We start from the raw sequence: 20,466 nt of genomic DNA on the forward strand, positions 1-20,466 counted from the left end.
TGACCCCTGACTTTTCCTTCAACAGTACTGTGATATATCTTCGCCGCATTCATCGGCTAGATAGCACAGCGCTCGGAAACGTAAACCAACCACTTCGTCATATAAGGGGTTGAGTTTGCACATGGGTGGAATGTGAAACAAGGTTTTCCCAAATACTTTGACATCTCGCTCAAAGGGGCACTGAGACGGGATTAGTTTGCACAAACGATGTGCTAGTTGGCGATCGCGGACTTGAATGTTTTCTAGACGCTGCCGTAAAGGTTGGAGAATATCCCAGTAAGGCTTTGAAACAGGACGGTTTAGCTGGGTTGCTTTGTGGACACTAGTCTCTGCTTGATTGATTGATACCCAGCTAGCCAGAAAAATCTTTTTTGTGGTATTGTTGAATACCTTCATGGTTAATCCTCTGTATTATTGAGGTTATTCACCTTTTTGATGAATATATACAACGTGGCAACGAACTTTCCCGGAAAAATCGCGTCCTGACTGCGATATAATGTAATACCTTATTGGCCACTTAAGTCAGAACCTAATTTATTACTACGTCAAGTTAATCGCAAATTTTCGGGGATCGGTAGTGTAATATTACGATCTTGTTCATAACTTGACATAGTTTAGATTTTAGTAAAGACATCCGTCATTGGATAGGCTTTAGTGTAACATTTACAGAACTTAATATAAGGTCTTTCTCAAAGAATTTTTGCCAAGTATAAACATCGGTAATACCCTAGAAGACATTTTTCCTCTCAGTGTTCCCACTTTCTCACGTAAGTATGTCTTGTTTATTGCTGGCTGAAGACTGGAGATGTAGAGAGAAGTCTGTAGACGTTGCTGCTTTTTGCACCCTTAACCTTGAGTCAGACTCAAGCTTTGGGTTTAAATCCGATTCCTTATTTACTAGCGTTTGTCCTTGGCGTTGGTGCAACCATCGTAGTGCAACTAAATATATAGACTCGGTAGCAAGTTTGAGTGGTAATACCCAAAATATTCTGATTGGCTAAAAATTAAACTCAGACATTTATGAAGTATTACTTTTAAAAAAATTTTTTAAGTATAAATATTTATTTAGATATTTATTTTAGTATAAAAAGATGATCTAAAAATATTGAAATATTTTAAGCTAACTCAGTTTAAGTACTCTAGTAATCCAGATGAAGACTGTGCCACAAATATCTTAGGCAACTACTATTTTTGTTGCTATTAACAAAAACTGAGTATTAAAGGCGACTACAACATGAGCAAAGGTGATCATATTTACTTTAATTGTGGTGGTTACAGCCATCATGGTATTGACTGTGGTGATGGTACAGTCATTCACTACACAAAAAATCAGGGAAATATTTCTCGTGTTTCTTGGGATTCATTTGCATCTGGAAAGACAGTATTTCTAAGGGAGTATGGTAGTTCTGACTTGCCTTCTGTTGTAATTCAACGCGCCGAAAGCCGATTGGGGGAAAACGCCTACAACCTGTTTGGTAATAATTGCGAACACTTTGCTACATGGTGTAAAACAGGTATACACGCAAGCGAACAAGTGAAAAATGCTGGATCAACGGCAGGAGGAGCTTCTGGAAGTGGAGCCGCAGTTGCAGGTAGTATTGGTGTTGTGAGTGCTGCCGGAGCCGCGGCTGGGCTAAGTGGAGCCGGGATTATGTCAGGTCTGGCTACAGTCGGTGGAGTTGTTGGTGGGGGGGCTGTTGCAGGCATTGGCGTACTTGGTATGGCTCCTGCTGCTATAACAACCCTGGCAATGAATAGCGTTTTAGAAGATGATGAAAATCTTACTAGTGAGGAGCGAGAAGCTCGTGCTGTTGGTAGAACAATGACGACTGTTGGTGCTGCTGTCGGCACTGCCGGAGCCGTTGGTGCTGTTGCAACCTGTGGAACTGCTGGTCTGAGTGCTATTGGAATCACTTCAGGGTTAGCGACTGTTGGGGCGACAGTTGGCGGTGGTATGGCAGCAGGTGTAGCTATCACGGTTGCAGCACCAGCAGTTGCAGCAGCAGCAGTTGGTTATGGTGCTTATTGTTTCTGGAAATGGATATCAGAATAATAAATCACTACTCCCGACAAAGTTGTTTATACATAACGACTCCACTTTATAAAAGCAAATGATTTTTCTCTAAATCTCACGCCAAAGCGCAAAGACGTTAGAAAAACTCTACGTCTCTGCGCTTCTGCGTGAAATTTTACCCTAAATTACGATGCTACTTGAGCAGCAGTCCGAGTGCGTCGTCTTCTACCGTCGGCAACTTTTACTGGCGGTTCATCAGGAATTTGCATCAACAAAGTCACAGATGGCTGACATTGCAATTCCCGCCGGATGGAACGTTGCAATTCTCGTTCTAAAGTTCCTTGCAATCCACCCCAGTCTATATCTGCTGCTTCACCTTGCTCAGGAGCAAATTCTGTCCAGCGCACAGTGAGGATTTCTTCAATGCGTTGTTTGACCCAGGTTTGTAGTAGCGATCGCTCTACACTTGTAACTACACCCCGGAGGTGAGTTTCTGGTTTAGCTAACAGTTTACCATTCCAATCAATGGCAGCTGCAATGGTAATAATGCCTTCTGAAGCCATGCGTTGCCGTTCTTGTAAAACTTTGGAACTTACCATTCCCGAACTGGTAGTATCCACCAATTCGATACCAGATGGCACTTTACCAGCGACGCGAATCGCATCTTCAGTCAGTTCGACAATATCACCATTCTGAATAATGATCATATTTTCTGCGGGAATGCCCATACTCTGAGCCGTTTCCGCGTGCTTCACTAGCATCCGATGTTCGCCGTGAAATGGCACAAAGAACTTGGGTCGAGTTAAGGCAATCATCAGCTTTTGTTCTTCCTGACAGCCATGACCGGAGACGTGAATCCCTTTATCCCGACCATAGATCACTTTTGCACCCTGAATCATTAATTTATCAATGGTGTTGACTACAGCGATCGTATTTCCAGGAATTGGGTTAGCAGAGAATACTACCGTATCTCCTTCGCGGATTTTGATGTGGGGATGTTCTTTGTTGGCGATGCGGGTCATTGCCGCCATCGTTTCACCCTGAGAACCTGTAGTTAAAATTAGTACTCTTTCATCAGGTAGATTGCGGACTGCGTGCAATGGTTGCAGCAAATTATCTTCACACTTGATGTAACCTAAATTACGGGCGTGAGCAATCAAGTTGAGCATAGAACGCCCCACAATCGTCACTACACGGTTTTGCTTCTTGGCGATATCCAAAATCATGTTGATGCGATGGACGCTGGAAGCAAAGGTTGTGACGAATAATCGTCCAGTGGCTTGACTAAATACTCTCTCTAGATTGGGATAAACTGAACGTTCCGAAGGTGTAAATCCTGGTATCTCGGCGTTAGTAGAATCACTTAGCAGGCAAAGAACGCCTTTTTCCCCATGTTCTGCTAAACGTTGCAAATCAAACTTTTCACCATCAACTGGGGTGTGATCGATTTTAAAATCCCCTGTATGAATGACTACACCAAGGGGAGTCTGAATGGCAACAGTAAAACTATCAGCGATGGAGTGGGTGTTACGGATATATTCCACTAAAAAGTTTTTGCCAATCCGTACTACATCACGTGGTAGAACTGTTCTGATTTCTGTGCGATCGCGGACTCCTGCTTCTTCTAATTTACCCTCTAGCATTGCCATTGCTAGCCTGGGCCCATAAATCACGGGGATATCAAATTGCTTGAGATGGAAAGCAATGCCGCCGATATGGTCTTCATGACCGTGAGTAACGATCATCCCTTTAATTTTGTGGCGATTTTCCCGCAGATAGGTCGTATCTGGGAGAACAATATTTACTCCATGCATCGCCTCTGTAGGAAAAGCCAATCCTGCATCTAACAGGATAATTTCATCGTCATACTCAAAAAGACAGGTATTTTTCCCAATTTCGTGCAAACCGCCCAAAGGAATAATTTTCAATGCGGAATTATTAGCTTCGTTTTTAGCCATTTTCTCCTGAGATTGTTACTTTTAGTTAATCAAGTTGATAGTTAACGAACTTGTTTTTAAGACAACATCATCTGCCTCTTAAGCCAGTCTGAAAGCAATCAAGTTTTAATTGAAATTTTCAATTTTTTATTCAATAAAATCGACTGTAAATTGAAGAATTCATAGTATATCTATCAGTCTTAACACAGGTTTTCAAATTGCAACTTATGAACAATTACAATCATTGTTTATATGTATCTTTAGAAAGCAGTAAATTACTAACGCTTAAGCAGGTGGTGGCTAGATTAAACTAAGTTCTTTTAGAACCGCTTCTAACTTTTGACTTACTTCTAAATCAGCTTCACATAGGGGTGGACGAGTTGAACCAACCTCCCAACCTTGAAGTTTCAGTGCTTTTTTCACTGGAATGGGATTTGAAGTGAGAAATAAAGCTTTAAACAACGGGAAGAGTTGGAGATGAATCTCGCTAGCTACTTCAGTTTTCCCCGCACTAAAAGCTTGGATCATCTGCTGTAGTTGGTTTCCTACCAGATGAGAAGCCACGCTTACCACGCCCTTTGCCCCGATCGCTAACAAGGGCAAAGTCATGTAATCATCACCAGAATAGATGTGGAATTCTTTTGGTGTCAAGCGACGAATTTCGCTTGCTTGATCTATGCTACCAGTAGATTCTTTAATCCCGATAATATTACTAACCTTAGCTAACCGGGCAACTGTTTCTGGCTGAAGGTTTTGTCCGGTACGACCTGGGACGTTATATAACAACAATGGTAAGTCAGGACAGGCTTGTGCTATTGCCTGAAAGTGCGCCTCCAATCCCGCTTGTGGCGGTTTGTTGTAATAAGGAACAACTTGTAAGGAACCATGTACTCCTATCTTAGACGCTTTTTGGGTGGCTGCGATCGCTTCTTTGGTGGAATTTGAACCACAACCTGCAATCACCTTGGCTGTTCCTGCCACGGATTTTAATACTTCGACAAATAGCTGGTATTCCTCATCCCAACTCAGGGTAGGGGATTCTCCGGTTGTGCCGCACACCACCAATGTATCTGTACCGTTGTTAGCTAGATGCGCTGCCAGTTCTGCCGCTACACCATAATCTACACTACCGTCTGCTTTAAACGGCGTAATCATAGCGGTTAAAACATTGCCAAAATCTCCCACCCTGTTTTCACTCCTGATTACCCATGTTTTTGTATCTTGGTGGTTTCCTATTGTGATAACCTATCTGCAAATTGCTTTCAAGTGTCATTAGTTCTTTGTCACTTACCAATGACTAATGACTAATAGCTAATGGTTTGAGTAGATTTTTCTCTACTAATAACTCGGCAATTTGTATTGCATTCAATGCTGCGCCTTTGCGGATTTGGTCGCCGCACAACCATAATTCCAAGCCACAGGGGTGAGAAATATCCTGACGGATTCTTCCCACTAAAACTTCATCTCTACCAGTTGCTTCAATTGGCATCGGAAAATGATTAGTTTCCCAATCTTCTACCAATTTCACTCCAGGGGAGGAATTTAAAATTTCTCTGGCTTCCTCTGCACTAAAGGGAGTCTCAAATTCTAAATTAATGGCTTCTGAATGGGCGCGGAGTACGGGAACCCGTATACAGGTTGCAGTAATTCTGATTTGCTGCGTCCCAAATATTTTTCGGGTTTCGTTGACCATCTTCATTTCTTCCTCACAATAACCCAAATCGTTTAATGGTGAGTTATGGGGGAATAAATTAAATGCCAGTGGGTAAGGCAATACCTCAGCAATTGGCGGCCGTCCTTGTAGTATAGCGCTTGTTTGGGTTTTGACTTCTGCCATTGCTCTAGCACCAGCACCACTAGCAGATTGGTAGGTTGAAGCCACGATGCGTTGTACTGGTTTAACTTTATGCAATGGCCATACTGCTACAGCCATTAAAATTGTTGTGCAGTTGGGGTTGGCAATAATGCCTTGGTGATTAGCTGCGGCTTGGGGATTCACCTCTGGCACTATTAAGGGAACTTCGGGGTTCATCCGAAAGGCGCTGGAGTTGTCAATTACCACTGCACCTTTTTCTACGGCAACTGCTGCCCAAGTTTTAGATGTTGAACCACCTGCACTAGCTAGTACTATATCGATATTTTCAAAGGCGCGATCGCTCACTGGCTCTACTGGTATATTTTCCCCTTTAAACCGCAGCGATCGCCCGAAACTCCGCTCTGATGCCAATAACTTCAACTCAGCAATGGGAAAATTACGATTTTCTAATAACTCCAGCAATTCTGTGCCAACAGCACCAGTAGCCCCCAAAATAGCTAAACGATAGGATTTCGACAAACTTGCTTCCTCCTGTAAGATACTCTATGTGCAATTTTTTGGAACAATTGACAATATGTTTATATTTAAATAGCGATCGCAGTCTTGAAATAAATTTTGAATAGATTTAGATTTTTTTCTAATTTAGTCTATTTTTTATATATTTAATAAATTTATTTGCTTGGTTCTTTAATCAGTTAAGTGATGTTGTATTTCACAACAGATGCCATCTAATTTTTCCATTTATCTAGACCAATATTATAATATTTTACAACAAACTGCCATCTAGCAGAAAAATAGATATATCTGCACTTGATCGTTTGACCTGTAGTAAGATAAACGTCTTTGTTGTAAAGCCGACTAGCTGGATAATGAATGTATTATGATGCAAATGGTGTAGAATAGGCGATCAATCAAATTGAAATATGAGGTTAGGTAGCATATCTGCCCCCGTACCATAAGTATAGCTACACTCAATGCTATAACCTTAAAGTATTAACTACTAAACTGAAAACCAGGATATCACGGTGTTCGCCCACCGAATAATTAATTCCAGAGTTTCCAATGCTAAATTCAGACTAACTGAAAAATTACGGACTGGGAAATAGGCATTAAACTTTTTCCAATCGGTAGTCATCCAGTACTTATTACAAATATTAGGCAAGAAAGCCCAGACGCTTTTAGCCCTGGGAGTCTCAATAATTGTTATAAAGGTAAATTGTCAAGTCCTTGGTCATTGGCAGTAAACTGGATCTCTGTGCCAGGACACACCATCCATCTTTGGATGCCATGAAGCCTTGTTACAACCTCCCATCCTCCCTAAGAGACATCAAGCCATAAACGCGAACAATTTTATTGCGTCTTGTGTGTACTCGGAGATTAAAATACCAGAAAACTAGAGACGAAGCATGAAAGTTACCCAGGAAAAACTTCCCGCCAGCCAAATCGGCCTGGAAATAGAGATTACGCCGGAAATTACGAAGCAAACTTACGAACAGGTCATTAAAAACTTAGCGAGTACTGCCAATATTCCTGGGTTTCGTAAAGGCAAGGTACCTCGGCCGATATTGCTACAACGGCTGGGTACAACTCGTATCAAGGCGGCAGCGCTGGAAGAAATAATTCAAGATGGCATTGAGCAAGCAGTTAAACAAGAAGCTATTCCGGCAATAGGTCAGCCGCAATTGCGCTCCTCCTTTGAGGATTTGATTCAGAATTATGAACCTGGAAAACCCCTGACAATTTCGGCTGCTGTCGATGTAGAACCAGAAGTAAATCTAGTGCAGTACACTGATTTACAAGCGACGGCTGAAGAAGTCAAGTACGATCCAGAACGAGTTGAGAGTACCCTCGACAAGGAACGTCAAGAATTAGCGACATTGATTCCTGTGGAAGGACGTGCAGCCCAAATCGGTGATATTGCTGTAGTCGATTTTAAAGGTTCATTCGCCAGAGGGGAGGGTGAAGACGAAACGGCTGAACTAGAATCGATTCCTGGAGCCGAAGCGACTGATTTTCAAGTTGAGTTACAGGAAGATAAGTTTATTCCAGGCTTTATTTCTGGAATAGTAGGGATGAATCCTGAAGAAACCAGAGAAATTGCCGCGCAGTTCCCAGATCCTTATGCTAATCAAGATTTAGCTGGAAAAGCGGCAACTTTCACCGTGACGCTAAAAGAACTCAAGGAAAAAGAACTACCAGAAATCAATGACGATTTCGCCCAGGAAATCAGCGATTTTGAAACCTTGGAAGAGTTACGCGCTTCTTTGGTAGAGCGCTATCAAAAAGAGGCGGATGATAAAACAAAAGCAAATAAGCAGGAAGCTCTGCTAACGGAACTGCTTAAGCACGTAGAAGTTGACTTACCACTAACCTTGGTTGAGCAAGAAGTGGATGCAATGCTAACCCAAACAGCAATGCGTCTGTCTCAGCAGGGATTGGATGTGAGGAAATTGTTTACTCAAGATATTATTCCGCAATTGCGGGAGCGATCGCGTACTGAAGCAATTGAACGCATCAAACGTTCCTTATCCTTGCGAGAAGTGGGTAAACGCGAATCTATTGAGGTAACACCAGAAGAAATCGCAGCCAGAGTCAAAGAACTTTTAGAACAGTACCCAGAGGAAAAAGAGGTTGATGAAGATAGACTGCGCTCAATCGTGGAAAACGAACTATTAACCGAAAAAACCATTGATTGGCTATTAGAACATTCCTCAGTTGAACTTGTACCCGAAGGTTCCTTGACTCCCGCAGAGGAAACGGAAGACGTAGAATCAGATGCTGATGCACCTCAAATAGAGGAAGAAGGCAGCGAACCTTCCACAGAAGTCACAGAAGGATAATAAAAATCCCACAGCCATAAGTAAGTTCACCAGTTCTGAATTAAAGTACTGGTGAAATGGGGTAGCAGGAAGCAGGGGGAAAATAACCAATTCCCAATTCCCAATAAATAATTAAATAATGTAATCAATTTTCGGCAAATTGTGACACATGTTATGGACTGAGCTTGATACTGTGTTACACGAGAGGAAAGTATATGAGGCATAATGGTTAACACGTACCTATAAAAATCTCATTTGTCGAAAAGGCAGCATAAGCTGCTGAAACATCTGTCCTAAATTATCGTCAAAGAAAGCCTGTATGTTTGTATCGCAGTCGGGAAACTACCCCATCAGCAACCAAAGTCGGATAAACATTAACTCCCAGTTGAGCAGCCCTACCAACATCGTGCCGATGGTGGTGGAACAGTCTGGAATGGGAGAAAGGGCTTTCGACATCTACTCCCGCCTGCTGCGAGAGCGGATTATCTTTTTGGGAACGCCAATAGACGATGCCGTAGCCAACTCAATTGTGGCTCAGTTGTTATTCCTAGACTCCGAAGACTCAGAGAAAGACATCCAAATGTATGTTAATTCTCCTGGCGGCTCGGTCTACGCAGGGATGGCAATCTATGATACAATACAGCAAATTCGCCCTGATGTTGTTACCATTTGTTTTGGATTAGCCGCGAGCATGGGGGCATTTTTGTTGACAGCAGGGGCTGCCGGTAAGCGAATGTCTCTACCCGACTCCCGGATTATGATTCACCAACCACTTGGTGGCGCTCAAGGTCAAGCTATTGACATTGAAATTCAAGCTAGAGAAATTCTTTATGTTAAGGCTAAGTTGAATCAGTTAATGGCTCATCATACTGGTCAACCCTTAGAAAGAATTGAAGCAGATACTGAGCGCGACTTTTTCATGTCGGCAGAAGAGGCAAAAAACTACGGCTTGATCGATCAGGTAATTTCCAGGCAAAATCTTCCCACAGCAGGGGAAAACGTCACCATTGTGAAATAAGAGGCTGGTATGTCTAAGTACGACTCCCATTTAAAATGTTCGTTTTGCGGCAAGTCTCAAGAGCAGGTGCGTAAATTAATCGCAGGGCCGGGAGTCTACATCTGCGATGAATGCGTTGATTTGTGTAATGAAATACTAGACGAGGAGTTACTCGATACCAGTGGTGCGGCAGCACAACCGGCACCAAGAGCAGAACCCCCTCAAAAACGACGGACTCAATCTTCTAGTATTTCGTTTAATCAAATACCCAAGCCAAGAGAGATTAAAAAGTATCTAGACGAACACGTTATTGGTCAAGACGAAGCGAAGAAAGTCCTGTCAGTAGCTGTTTACAATCACTACAAGCGGCTGGCAGTCATTCAGTCTAAAGCCAGTGGCAAAGCAGGGGCAGATGATGCAATAGAACTGCAAAAGTCAAACATTTTATTAATCGGCCCGACTGGTTGCGGCAAAACTCTCTTAGCGCAAACCCTAGCGAAAATCTTGGATGTGCCCTTTGCTGTAGCCGATGCGACGACGCTGACGGAAGCTGGATATGTGGGAGAAGATGTAGAAAATATCTTGCTGCGACTGTTGCAGGTGGCAGATTTGGATATAGAAGAAGCACAACGGGGAATTATTTATATTGACGAAATTGACAAAATTGCTCGTAAGAGTGAGAACACGTCAATTACCCGCGATGTCTCTGGCGAAGGCGTGCAGCAAGCTTTGCTGAAGATGTTAGAGGGAACGATCGCCAATGTACCACCACAAGGAGGGCGTAAGCATCCCTATCAAGACTGCATCCAGATTGATACAAGTAATATTTTGTTCGTCTGTGGTGGTGCCTTCGTGGGCTTAGAGAAGATTGTAGACCAGAGAGTTGGCAAAAAAGCAATAGGCTTTGTGCAAGCAGGAGAAGGCCAATCGAAAGAGAAACGGGCAGCAGACACTCTCCGCCATCTAGAACCGGATGATTTAGTAAAATTTGGCATGATTCCTGAATTTATTGGGCGCGTGCCAATGGTAGCAGTAGTAGATCCGCTAGATGAAGAAGCGCTAATGGCCATTCTCACCCAACCACGCAGTGCCTTAGTCAAGCAGTACCAAAAACTGCTGAAGATGGATAATGTCCAGTTAGATTTTAAACCAGAAGCTTTACGAGCGATCGCACAAGAAGCCTACCGTCGGAAAACCGGTGCTAGAGCGCTGCGGGGCATTATCGAAGAACTTATGCTCGATGTAATGTATGAGTTACCATCCCGTAAGGATGTGACACGTTGTACAGTAACACGGGAGATGGTCGAGAAGCGATCGACTGCCGAACTGATCGTACATCCATCTTCACTACCACAACCAGAATCTGCTTAATAGTCATTGGTCATTGGTCATTGGTCATTGGTCAAAAACTAAGGAATAATAACCATGTAAAAATGACTAATGACAACTGACAAAGGACAAATGATAAATGCCTTATATTAATGTTCGTGGCGTTGAGCATTACTACGAATGGGTGAAAAAACCATCTGGTTCTTTGGTAAAACCAGTGATGATTTTCATCCACGGTTGGGCTGGTTCGGCTAGATATTGGCAAAATACTGCTAATGCTTTATCAGAGCAATTTGATTGTTTACTCTACGATTTGCGGGGATTTGGCCGTTCTCATGGGAAGCCAACTATAGCCCAAGCAAGTGAAGCTGTTGCTGAGGCTGATTCCCCACAGGAAGAATCAGAGGCAATCAAAGAGTTAACTTATAAATTAGAAGAATATGCTGATGATTTGGCAGCTTTGTTAGATGGGTTGCATCTTCAACGTGTCTATATTAATGCTCATTCGATGGGCGCTTCTGTTGCCACTTTATTTTTTAACCGCTACCCCCAACGAGTGGAACGAGGAATTTTAACCTGTAGCGGCATTTTTGAGTACGACGAAAAATCTTTTAGTGCTTTTCATAAATTCGGTGGCTATGTGGTGAAATTCCGTCCCAAATGGTTAAGCAAAATTCCATTTGTTGACCGGATGTTTATGGCAAGATTTTTATATAGTTCAATACCACATTCTGAGCGTCAAGCTTTTTTACAAGATTTTCTCGAAGCAGATTACGATGCAGCTTTAGGGACAATTTTTACTTCTGTTAGTAAGGCTCAATCTGAAGTTATGCCCCTTGAGTTTGCCAAGTTGACAGTGCCGACTCTGCTTGTAGCGGGGGAGTATGACAAGATTATTCCAGCCGAGATGGGGCGTAAAGCAGCTGCACTGAGTGACAAAGTTAAGTTTGTGATGATTCGCAACACAGCACATTTCCCGATGTTGGAAGATGCTCCAACTTACATGCAACTGGTGCAAGAGTTTTTGCAGGTTTCTATACCAGAACTCCAGGTGTGATGACTGGGCACGGCAGTGCCGTGCCCCTACGGGTGTGTATCACTCAACCGAGAACCGCTATATCTTTGAATTAAGTCAAACCCAATTCTCGTTTTAGCAAGTTAATTGAGTTAGTGCCAATATAATTTTCAACTTTAATCAGCTTCGGTGGACGAATAATATCTTCATCAGATGCTTGCACAGCTGCTTGCACTGCCGCAAAACTGGCTTGATCAGTAATGATTACCTCTGCTCGTTTAACCATAGCCTGAAGTTTATAAGCATCTTTTGGTTGCGAAGTCATCACCAGTAGTTCATCTCCCCGCAGACCGTGAAGGATGATTTCTGCTGCTCGTGCAATCCCGGAACTGAGGCTAACTATGCCTACACAATTTTCTTTTGGTAAGGTTTTCAAGAGGCTGAGTTCTTTGCTGTAGTCGTAGATATCCAGAGGAATGACCCGTGCAGCTTTCGGGGCTGCGATCGCTTCCACGTTACTGATAAAATACCGACTTGTGACTACTGTCGCAGAGGTAGTTTTATCTAACACAGCTGTTAATTCTTCCATTGCTACCAACTGGATTGGGATTTTTAGCGATCGCTCTAATTCATAGACCATCAACTCACCAGCACCCATGTCATAAGATGGAACTGCAACCAGCACCCGCGCACTACAACGCAAGCGCCAGTCAATCTCCGCTAAAAATAGCTCTCTGGCTTGATTGAGCGAACATTCTTGAGAGAGCAAATCGTCAAGTGCTTTCTGGACAACTTGATATGCGTCAGGATTTTTTTTGAGAATTGGTGATTGCAGCCTACTACCGCCCTCATGACCTTGGGCGCGAACATAAATGCCTGAACCAGCCATACTTTCAACAAATCCGTCTTCCTCAAGTTGACGGTAAACTTTGCTAATGGTATTACGGTGTAATCCAGTTTGCATTGCCAGCGCCCGTGTGCTTGGCAATTTGTAAGCTGGGGGATATTGCCGAGAAGCGATCGCAAATCGGATTTGATTAAACAGCTGGGTTGATGCGGGAATTTCGCTGTCTGGCTGAATACGGAATTGAATCATCACCAAACCTCCTGAATACTAAGTGCTGATGAGTGCTGAGTGTTGTTAACGAGGCATTTAGCCCGTGCTGAGTTTTGGGTATTAAGTATTGCTTTTCTACTCAGCAGTTTTAACTCAGCTCCTTTAGTGACCAGCTGCATTTGCTACATGTCAAATATTTTGTTTACAGATGAAGTTTTTCTGGTAGAAATTTCTAATACGCTCCCTATCGTTAATTTAATTAGAAAAGCCTGGGCATACTGGCATAGTTATATCAAAGAAACACACAATTCATCACATAGCACTGGTAAAAATTATTATGACAGAGCAAGCAATAATTACCACAACGGTTAATCTTTTGCAAGATAATATTCAAGTGTCTGCAAATCTTGCAGAACCAAAAGAACCTGGATCTTATCCAGGAATCGTGGTATTACAAGAGATTTTTGGTGTCAACGTTCACATTCGGGATGTTACAGAACGGATTGCTAAACTAGGGTATGTAGCGATGTCTACGACGGGCTACGCCTACGCACCTGCACTTTTTCAACGCACTGCTCCTGGTTTTGAAACCGGATACACGCCCGAAGATATTGAAACGGGTAGGGGTTACGCTATGCAAACTTAAGCATCAGAGTTATTGAGCGATATTCAATTAGCAATTGACTACCTCAAAAATTTGCCCCAAGTCAAAAAAGATAGTTTTGGCTGTATTGGCTTCTGTTTTGTCGGTCATGTCGCATATCTTGCAGCCACCTTACCAGATATTAAAGCTACGGCTTCCTTCTACGGTGCTGGAATTGCAACCCGCACACTAGGAAGCGGCGCTCCCACCGTCACCCGTACCAGAGAAATTTCAGGTACTGTCTATGCTTTTTTTGGTACAGAAGATGCTAGCATTCCACCCCAACAAGTAGATGAAATTGAAACAGAGTTAGAAAAATATAAAATTCCTCATCGTGTGTTTCGCTACGATGGATCTGATCACGGATTTTTCTGTTACCTTCGTGCCAGTTATAATCCTAAAGCGGCAGCCGATGCATGGGAGCAAGTAAAACAACTTTTTAGTCAACTGAACTAAAAACCATGCATCCAAGTTCGTCTTTTGTCATTGGTCATTTGTTATTTGTAAAGGACAAATGACAAATGACAGATGACAATCTAAACTTCAATGGCATCTCAAATAAAAATTTAATCTTCAAAAGTCATGAATTCCGAATCGAAACTTTCTCAAACAGCCAATTCGTCATTTACAATGGACGATTTTGCCAAGGCACTAGAAAAACACGACTACCAGTTTCAAAAGGGACAGGTTGTACATGGCAAGGTGTTCCAACTTGACCATGATGGAGCTTATGTCGATATTGGTGGTAAGTCGTCAGCTTTTCTGCCGCGCGATGAGGCTTCTTTGAGAGCAGTTACCGATTTATCGGAGGTGCTGCCATTGCAAGAGGAAATGCAGTTTTTGATTATCCGAGATCAGGATGCAGAAGGTCAAGTCACCCTTTCTCGCAAGCAGTTGGAAATTCAGCACATCTGGGAACGATTGGCCGAAATGCAGGAAAATGCTCAGACTGTGCAAGTAAGAGTTATGGGTGTGAATAAAGGTGGTGTCACCGTCGATATTCTCTCCTTGCGAGGGTTTATTCCGCGATCGCACTTGGCAGAGCGTGATAACTTAGAAGCACTCAAAGGTCAAAATCTGACTGTGGGCTTTTTGGAAATTAATCGCAACACCAACAAGCTCATCCTTTCTCAGCGTTTAGCAACTCGTTCTAGCAACTTCAGCTTATTAGAAATAGGTCAATTAGTGGAAGGCAAAGTTACTGGCATCAAACCTTTTGGTGTGTTTGTCGATTTAAATGGTATGGGGGCTTTGCTTCATATTAAGCAGGTAAGCCAAAAATTCATCGAATCTCTAGAAAAGGTATTTCAAGTTGGTCAGCCAATTAAAGCTGTAATTATTGATTTGGATGAGGGTAAAGGGCGGGTTGCTCTTTCTACCAGAGTTTTGGAAAACTTTCCTGGTGAAGTGCTAGAGAATATGGATGAAGTGATGGCTTCAGCTGAGGCACGTGCCAATAGAGCTAATAATAAAGCTTCTGAATAGTTTTGAGGTATTTTTATCTCGTGAGAGTCATAGAAGAGCGCTAGGCAATAGATAACAAAACATTTAACAAAAATAAGGCACACAAATACTTTTACGCGCTGTTACGACGACAGTATCCAAGTGTGCCTTCCGTTTTGTTACAAAAATTAGAAGATAATGCGCTAGAGGCTATTTATTAAAGCAACCAAGTTTAAGGGTATCCCTTGGCTAGAAATGCAGGTAAAATCAGAATTTAAGTTTTCAGAAGACCTTTGCTATGAGCCGCAGAATTTATTCTGAGGGGGAAGTGTAGGCAATGCCATTTATCGGTCTGCTGGAAGCCTACACTGTAACCGTTTTGGTTCAGTGTAGGAGATGTCACTCTTGCAGCATTGAGATGTTCGGCGATCGCTCAATCCAGATGTTAACCAACTACAAGTCACCAATGGAATAGGTTTTTGGCTATTTAGTTTTGCTCTTAATAGAGTTCTTCTTCTTTGTGAGTTTCGATTGTGACATCAGAAGTTGGGTAAGCAACACAGGTAAGTACATATCCAGCTTCTATTTGATCGTCATCTAAGAATGATTGATCGCCTTGATCGACTGTACCTGATACGATTTTACCTGCACAGGTCGAGCAAGCACCAGCGCGGCAAGAGTAGGGCAGGTCAAAACCTTTCTCTTCAGCAGCGTCTAGAATATAGGTATCGTCCTCAACATCAATGGTTGTGTCTAGATTTTCTTCCTTGTTGATTAGTCTAACTTTATAAGTTGGCATCTCAGTAATCCTCTCTTTTGTGAACGGCAGTATAAGTTATCTTAAGGCAAAGGTTGCGGCTGCTTTATAGAATTAGCCACTAGTTTATATTTCCTTCAATTCTGATACTACGAGAAAAATTAAACTATGTAACTGGAAATTGAACCCGATTAGTAATGAAATTTAGTTACTTAATCCTGATAAGTTTTATTTATGTATTTACTACTCTATTCAGACTGTGATAATAAAAATCTATCTACTCACTAATAAAACATGAGTAAATTTGATGTTATCTAAATTTGATATGGGAATTTCCAATTCATAAGATCAGATTTTTGTCAAGGAAATCAATAAAAAGCCCCTGGTGTTGCCCAGGGGTATCTATCTTTATTCTCTGATATTAGAATCGCATCTGTGAAGTTATGGCAAATCCTTACTAATGCAATTGCTGCATGATTTTAATCACAATTTTGCAATCAGCTAGTTAGATAGAGAAAAAGGTTTATTACCTATTCTTCCAGTAAGCTTCTCAACATCCAAGCTGTCTTTTCGTGTACTTGCATCCGTTGAGTTAATAAATCGGCGGTAGGTTCGTCGTTAACTTCCTCTGTCACAGGGAAAATAGACCGTGCAGTTCTGACTACGGCTTCTTGCCCTTCCACTAATAAGCCGATCATTTCCACAGCTTTAGGAACTCCGGGAGTTTCTGGAATCGAACTCAGTTTGGCATATTCGCTGTAGGTTCCTGGTGCAGGATAGCCAAGCGCTCTAATTCTCTCGGCGATTAAATCAACGGCTAAAGCTAATTCTGTATACTGGGTTTCAAACATCAAATGTAGGGTTTGGAACATCGGCCCCGTGACATTCCAGTGGAAATTATGGGTTTTCAGATACAGTGTATAAGTGTCAGCCAACAGACGAGATAAACCCTCAGCAATTTTAGCCCTACTCGCTTCATCAATGCCGATATTTACATTTTTTACTGTTACTTTCGATGACATAATTTTCTCCTAATTAAGTTATATGTAATTGGGAATGGGGAATTGGGAATTGGGAATTGGGCATTGGGAATTGGGCATTGGGAATTGGGAATTGGGAATTGGGAATTGGGAATTGGGAATTGGGCATTGGGAATTGGAAATTGGGCATTGGGCATTGGCAAGAAAATAAATTAAGTCCTCATTCCCCATTCCCCATGCCCCATGCCCCATCCCCCATTCCCCATGCCCCATGCCCCATGCCCATTATCTATGCCAAGTGCATCTTTAAAACGCTGCGGGGTGCTTTACGGACTCTGGCTAAAACGGTTTCTTTGCCTAAACGCTGGCAAGCCTCATACCGATGACAACCTGAAAAGCCATAATATTGTCCATCTACTTCTAGGACATCAATAGGTTCTTGCTGCCCAATTTCCGCAATCGATTCCATTAAAGCTTGCACTTTATTTGGATCGTTTGCACGGGGCAATGGCCGTTTTATCTGATTTAATGGAATTTCTTGAACTCTAACCATAAAGAGTTTATCCAACTAGTTCTGTTTTATGTCCCTGAATAAATCATAGTCGTTATGACTTTGTTTTGCAACGTATATTTTGGGCAAAACTGGTAATGGTATCATTGGAGCGCTCATGCGACAAAAAGACCGTGCTGCAAAGCAATTGGAAAATCAGATCCAACGCCGCATTAGAGGGCAGAAGACGCTTGATTACTCACTACCGCTCCGCTATCTATCCATGAAATTTTCGCTTTGGCGTTTTTCCCGCACTGTGCTGACAACATTTTGTCTCTTGGGACTGACTGCTGCATCAGGGCCTGAGAGCAATATCCAGGGCATGGAATTGAAAATTGGGATTGTGCAGCGATTTGGCTCAGAACCCACAGCTAAACTGCAACTGGAACCCACAAAAGGCGATCGCTTAAAGCTAAAATTTAAAGCGGGTAACAAGCAGCAAAGTCTGGTGACGAAGAACCGCGTATTGCTGGAAACAGTCATGCAAGCTTTACCCCAGGCAGATGTTGAAGAAATGGTAGTCTTAGGCACATATCGCACTTTTGAAACTGCCGAAGACAGTGCTAACAAATGGCGTTCTCAGGGAATAGAAGTGGAAATTGCCCAGCCAGAACGCTGGCAAGTTTGGGCTAAACGAGATGTTTATAGCACTCCTTTACTGCGCCGTTTATTATTGCAAAACATCCAAGCTTCTACCAAAGAAAAAGTATATCTTGATACTAAAGTTTTAAAACAAGTGCCGCAAGTTAGTTGGGTGGTAGATGGTAAACGCTATAGCCCAGATAATTTGGAAATCAGCACTGATAAAAACTTGATTCGGGTGAATAAAAGCGAAAAACCAGAGAATGCTCGTCTTTATGCTGGGCAATTGAATTTACAGCCAAATGCTTACGGCACATACACTCTAGTTAACCAAGTACCCTTAGAAACTTATTTACGTGGGGTTGTGCCTTACGAAATAGGTACAGATGCACCAACGGCGGCGTTAGAAGCCCAAGCAATTCTCGCTCGGACTTATGCTTTAAGAAATTTACGCAGGTTTGCCGCAGATAATTATCAGTTGTGTGCTGATACTCACTGCCAAGTTTATTATGGGTTAAATGGAGCGGCTGCCAAAACAGACAAAGCGATCGCTTCCACTAGGGGTAAGGTAGTAACTTATAAAAACGAACTAGTAGATGCCCTGTATTCTTCTACTACCGGTGGCGTTACTGCTTCCTTCAGTGATGTCTGGAATGGCGACGATCGTCCCTATTTGCGGCCTGTACTAGATGCTGCAACTAATTTTTGGGATTTGTCTAAGCAAAGTTTGGCAAATGAAAAGAACTTCCAAAAATTTATTAATATCCAACAAGGATTTAATGAGAGTAAGTGGGATGCCTTTCGTTGGCACAAAGAAACCCCTTTGGAGGATATTATCAAGGACTTGCAGAAATTTTTGCAGGTGAAAAACAGTCCTCATGCCAAATTTAAGACAATTCAGGCTATGGCAGTGGTGAAGCGAAGCGAGAGTGGACGCATCCTGGAACTCGCCGTTAAAACTGATAAAAGTACCTTTATTCTCCACAAAGACGAAGTTCGCAGTGCCTTTGCTGCTCCTACAAGTACGCTTTTTTACCTAGAACCTCTAAATAAAGGCAAAGCAGAACTGTGGGGATACGCTTTTGTTGGTGGTGGATTAGGACATGGAGTTGGCTTGAGTCAAACTGGCGCTCAAAATCTCGCAAAATTAGGTTGGTCAAGTCCCAAAATTATCCAGTTTTACTATCCTGGTACTCAGATTCAGATTATTAACAAAGAGATTAAACTTTAAGCCGATCGCCATTGTTAAGTTGCATCTATCTTTAGCACTACAACAAACTCAGCAACGTAAAGGGTTCAAATTCCCTGACTTTAACTTATCCCCCACATCTACAAGGATGTGGGGGATCGTTTTGGAGGTATTAAGATAAATAGGGTGTGACCTATTGGCTTAGTTGGCTTGAGGATATTTGAGCATGGTAACACAGTATAAAAATATGCTGATATCTTTGTTTAAGTATTGATAAATGGGTCTTAAACACATATATATAGAGCATTTTGACAACTATCAACACTGTAACTATTCAATTTAGGTATTTATATGTTTCTAGTAACTGGAGCAACGGGAGGAATTGGTCGCAGAGTTGTGCGACTCTTACGGCAGCAAGAACAGTCTGTGCGGGCATTTGTTCGCCTAACCTCGCGCTACAGCGATTTAGAACACCGGGGTGCAGAAATCTTTATCGGTGATTTGCTACGGGAAAAAGATATTGAAAAAGCTAGTCGGGGTGTGAAGTATATTATCAGCGCCCACGGTTCTGATAGCGATGCTCTATCCTTAGATTACAGCGCCAATATTGAACTGATTGACCAAGCAAAAGTCAATGGCGTAGAGCATTTTGTCTTCATTTCCGTATTGGGAGCCGATCGCGGATATGAAGATGCTCCTGTGTTCAAAGCTAAACGAGCAGTAGAGCGATATTTGTCAGCTAGTGGCTTGAATTACACAATTTTACGCCCATCTGGATTAGCATCTAACTTGCTGCCACTGGTAGAAAGATTTCGGGAAACGGGATTATATCTGCTAGTTGGCGATCGCAAAAACCGTACCTCAATTGTCAGTACCGATGATTTGGCAAGGATAGTAGTAGATTCTGTGACTGTTGCAGGCGCTCGTAACCAGATTTTACCAGTGGGAGGCCCGGAGATTTTATTACGAGAAGATATTCCCCGAATTTTTGGTCGGATTTTCGCCAAAGAGCCAGTAATAATTAACTCACCACTATTTTTTATTGATGGATTACAAAGTGCATTGGGTTTATTTAATCCCCAAATCCAAAAAGCTTTGGGAACTTATCGCACATTGCTAGCAAATGAATTTTTCTGTACAAAAGATGAAATTGCCAATTTAGAAGCGATTTTTAACTTTCAATTGGAGACATTAGAAAACTTTTTGCGGCGCTATCTAGCAATTTGAATTAAACGTCATTGGTCATTAGTAAATAACCAAGGACAAATAAGTAGGTAGATGTAATTAAATATAAGATTAAACCTCACCCTCAATCCCTCTCTTTACTAAGGAGAGGGA

At 42.2% G+C, this 20,466-nt stretch carries 19 protein-coding genes and 1 pseudogene; 11 read left to right on the plus strand and 9 right to left on the minus strand.

The window, feature by feature from the left end:
• Positions 1-18 precede the first annotated feature (18 nt).
• Positions 19-396: a Mo-dependent nitrogenase C-terminal domain-containing protein gene (locus tag V7K98_RS27485; RefSeq protein ID WP_335027763.1), complete on the minus strand. Its 378-nt coding sequence runs from the start codon at positions 394-396 to the stop codon at positions 19-21.
• Positions 397-773: 377 nt separating this feature from the next.
• Here V7K98_RS27485 and V7K98_RS27490 point away from each other — a divergent pair, with 377 nt between their 5' ends.
• Positions 774-1,001, plus strand: coding sequence for a hypothetical protein (locus V7K98_RS27490; RefSeq protein ID WP_335028197.1), 228 nt, complete (start codon positions 774-776; stop codon positions 999-1,001).
• A gap of 233 nt (positions 1,002-1,234) precedes the next feature.
• Positions 1,235-2,053, plus strand: a complete 819-nt coding sequence (locus V7K98_RS27495) for a lecithin retinol acyltransferase family protein (RefSeq protein ID WP_335027766.1) — start codon at positions 1,235-1,237, stop codon at positions 2,051-2,053.
• A 146-nt stretch (positions 2,054-2,199) separates the two neighbouring features.
• Here the strand turns inward: V7K98_RS27495 and V7K98_RS27500 are convergent, their stop codons facing one another.
• The 3 genes from V7K98_RS27500 to V7K98_RS27510 form a co-directional block, all read right to left on the minus strand.
• Positions 2,200-3,972, minus strand: a complete 1,773-nt coding sequence (locus V7K98_RS27500) for a ribonuclease J (protein WP_335027768.1) — start codon at positions 3,970-3,972, stop codon at positions 2,200-2,202.
• Between the two features lie 279 nt (positions 3,973-4,251).
• Entirely contained in the window at positions 4,252-5,136 is an 885-nt protein-coding gene (dapA, locus tag V7K98_RS27505; protein WP_335027770.1) for a 4-hydroxy-tetrahydrodipicolinate synthase, read from the minus strand.
• Between the two features lie 112 nt (positions 5,137-5,248).
• Positions 5,249-6,286, minus strand: a complete 1,038-nt coding sequence (locus V7K98_RS27510) for an aspartate-semialdehyde dehydrogenase (RefSeq protein WP_335027772.1) — start codon at positions 6,284-6,286, stop codon at positions 5,249-5,251.
• A gap of 887 nt (positions 6,287-7,173) precedes the next feature.
• Between V7K98_RS27510 and tig the strand changes: the two genes are divergently transcribed.
• The 4 genes from tig to V7K98_RS27530 all read left to right on the plus strand — a co-directional run bounded on the left by tig (position 7,174) and on the right by V7K98_RS27530 (position 11,969).
• Positions 7,174-8,607, plus strand: coding sequence for a trigger factor (gene tig / locus V7K98_RS27515; protein WP_335027774.1), 1,434 nt, complete (start codon positions 7,174-7,176; stop codon positions 8,605-8,607).
• 298 nt (positions 8,608-8,905) lie between these two features.
• Complete coding sequence (clpP, locus tag V7K98_RS27520) at positions 8,906-9,604, plus strand: ATP-dependent Clp endopeptidase proteolytic subunit ClpP (RefSeq protein WP_335027777.1); 699 nt, start codon at positions 8,906-8,908, stop codon at positions 9,602-9,604.
• Positions 9,605-9,613: 9 nt separating this feature from the next.
• On the plus strand, positions 9,614-10,954 hold the full coding sequence (gene clpX, locus V7K98_RS27525; protein WP_335027779.1) for an ATP-dependent protease ATP-binding subunit ClpX: 1,341 nt from the start codon (positions 9,614-9,616) through the stop codon (positions 10,952-10,954).
• A 97-nt stretch (positions 10,955-11,051) separates the two neighbouring features.
• Entirely contained in the window at positions 11,052-11,969 is a 918-nt protein-coding gene (locus V7K98_RS27530) for an alpha/beta fold hydrolase (protein WP_335027782.1), read from the plus strand.
• 70 nt (positions 11,970-12,039) lie between these two features.
• Here V7K98_RS27530 and V7K98_RS27535 read toward each other — a convergent pair whose 3' ends face one another.
• The gene (locus tag V7K98_RS27535) at positions 12,040-13,023 is read right to left on the minus strand and encodes a GntR family transcriptional regulator (protein ID WP_335027784.1); all 984 of its coding nucleotides are present in this window, start codon (positions 13,021-13,023) and stop codon (positions 12,040-12,042) included.
• A gap of 298 nt (positions 13,024-13,321) precedes the next feature.
• Here V7K98_RS27535 and V7K98_RS27540 point away from each other — a divergent pair.
• From V7K98_RS27540 to V7K98_RS27550, 3 genes and pseudogenes are all read left to right on the plus strand, one after another.
• Positions 13,322-14,083, plus strand: a pseudogene (locus tag V7K98_RS27540) (dienelactone hydrolase family protein).
• A 126-nt stretch (positions 14,084-14,209) separates the two neighbouring features.
• On the plus strand, positions 14,210-15,112 hold the full coding sequence (locus V7K98_RS27545; protein WP_335027786.1) for a S1 RNA-binding domain-containing protein: 903 nt from the start codon (positions 14,210-14,212) through the stop codon (positions 15,110-15,112).
• A gap of 295 nt (positions 15,113-15,407) precedes the next feature.
• Positions 15,408-15,545: a hypothetical protein gene (locus V7K98_RS27550; protein ID WP_335027788.1), complete on the plus strand. Its 138-nt coding sequence runs from the start codon at positions 15,408-15,410 to the stop codon at positions 15,543-15,545.
• A gap of 24 nt (positions 15,546-15,569) precedes the next feature.
• Here the strand turns inward: V7K98_RS27550 and V7K98_RS27555 are convergent, their stop codons facing one another.
• The 4 genes from V7K98_RS27555 to V7K98_RS27570 all read right to left on the minus strand — a co-directional run bounded on the left by V7K98_RS27555 (position 15,570) and on the right by V7K98_RS27570 (position 17,360).
• Positions 15,570-15,869 (minus strand): ferredoxin, encoded by a 300-nt coding sequence (locus tag V7K98_RS27555; protein ID WP_334858255.1) that lies wholly within the window; start codon positions 15,867-15,869, stop codon positions 15,570-15,572.
• Positions 15,870-16,357: 488 nt separating this feature from the next.
• The gene (locus V7K98_RS27560; protein WP_335027790.1) at positions 16,358-16,849 is read right to left on the minus strand and encodes a Dps family protein; all 492 of its coding nucleotides are present in this window, start codon (positions 16,847-16,849) and stop codon (positions 16,358-16,360) included.
• Between the two features lie 18 nt (positions 16,850-16,867).
• A complete protein-coding gene (locus V7K98_RS27565) occupies positions 16,868-17,080 on the minus strand; it encodes a hypothetical protein (RefSeq protein WP_335027792.1) in 213 nt (70 codons plus the stop codon).
• 16 nt (positions 17,081-17,096) lie between these two features.
• On the minus strand, positions 17,097-17,360 hold the full coding sequence (locus tag V7K98_RS27570) for a ParB N-terminal domain-containing protein (protein WP_012410090.1): 264 nt from the start codon (positions 17,358-17,360) through the stop codon (positions 17,097-17,099).
• 115 nt (positions 17,361-17,475) lie between these two features.
• Between V7K98_RS27570 and V7K98_RS27575 the strand changes: the two genes are divergently transcribed.
• Together V7K98_RS27575 and V7K98_RS27580 are read left to right on the plus strand one after the other, a co-directional pair.
• Positions 17,476-19,170 (plus strand): SpoIID/LytB domain-containing protein, encoded by a 1,695-nt coding sequence (locus V7K98_RS27575; protein WP_335027794.1) that lies wholly within the window; start codon positions 17,476-17,478, stop codon positions 19,168-19,170.
• Positions 19,171-19,479: 309 nt separating this feature from the next.
• Positions 19,480-20,355: an SDR family oxidoreductase gene (locus V7K98_RS27580; RefSeq protein ID WP_335027796.1), complete on the plus strand. Its 876-nt coding sequence runs from the start codon at positions 19,480-19,482 to the stop codon at positions 20,353-20,355.
• Positions 20,356-20,466: the final 111 nt, after the last annotated feature.

Source organism: Nostoc sp., from assembly GCF_036917435.1.
Taxonomy (GTDB): Bacteria; Cyanobacteriota; Cyanobacteriia; order Cyanobacteriales; family Nostocaceae; genus Nostoc.

Bases quoted from the DNA above. Each gene is read 5' to 3' on its own strand.
- V7K98_RS27485 (WP_335027763.1), bottom strand. From the start codon at position 396: ATGAAGGTATTCAACAATACCACAAAAAAGATTTTTCTGGCTAGCTGG.
- V7K98_RS27490 (WP_335028197.1), top strand. From the start codon at position 774: ATGTCTTGTTTATTGCTGGCTGAAGACTGGAGATGTAGAGAGAAGTCT.
- V7K98_RS27495 (WP_335027766.1), top strand. From the start codon at position 1,235: ATGAGCAAAGGTGATCATATTTACTTTAATTGTGGTGGTTACAGCCAT.
- V7K98_RS27500 (WP_335027768.1), bottom strand. From the start codon at position 3,972: ATGGCTAAAAACGAAGCTAATAATTCCGCATTGAAAATTATTCCTTTG.
- tig (WP_335027774.1), top strand. From the start codon at position 7,174: ATGAAAGTTACCCAGGAAAAACTTCCCGCCAGCCAAATCGGCCTGGAA.
- clpP (WP_335027777.1), top strand. From the start codon at position 8,906: ATGTTTGTATCGCAGTCGGGAAACTACCCCATCAGCAACCAAAGTCGG.
- clpX (WP_335027779.1), top strand. From the start codon at position 9,614: ATGTCTAAGTACGACTCCCATTTAAAATGTTCGTTTTGCGGCAAGTCT.
- V7K98_RS27530 (WP_335027782.1), top strand. From the start codon at position 11,052: ATGCCTTATATTAATGTTCGTGGCGTTGAGCATTACTACGAATGGGTG.
- V7K98_RS27535 (WP_335027784.1), bottom strand. From the start codon at position 13,023: ATGATTCAATTCCGTATTCAGCCAGACAGCGAAATTCCCGCATCAACC.
- V7K98_RS27545 (WP_335027786.1), top strand. From the start codon at position 14,210: ATGAATTCCGAATCGAAACTTTCTCAAACAGCCAATTCGTCATTTACA.
- V7K98_RS27550 (WP_335027788.1), top strand. From the start codon at position 15,408: ATGCCATTTATCGGTCTGCTGGAAGCCTACACTGTAACCGTTTTGGTT.
- V7K98_RS27555 (WP_334858255.1), bottom strand. From the start codon at position 15,869: ATGCCAACTTATAAAGTTAGACTAATCAACAAGGAAGAAAATCTAGAC.
- V7K98_RS27560 (WP_335027790.1), bottom strand. From the start codon at position 16,849: ATGTCATCGAAAGTAACAGTAAAAAATGTAAATATCGGCATTGATGAA.
- V7K98_RS27565 (WP_335027792.1), bottom strand. From the start codon at position 17,080: ATGGGGCATGGGGAATGGGGGATGGGGCATGGGGCATGGGGAATGGGG.
- V7K98_RS27570 (WP_012410090.1), bottom strand. From the start codon at position 17,360: ATGGTTAGAGTTCAAGAAATTCCATTAAATCAGATAAAACGGCCATTG.
- V7K98_RS27575 (WP_335027794.1), top strand. From the start codon at position 17,476: ATGCGACAAAAAGACCGTGCTGCAAAGCAATTGGAAAATCAGATCCAA.
- V7K98_RS27580 (WP_335027796.1), top strand. From the start codon at position 19,480: ATGTTTCTAGTAACTGGAGCAACGGGAGGAATTGGTCGCAGAGTTGTG.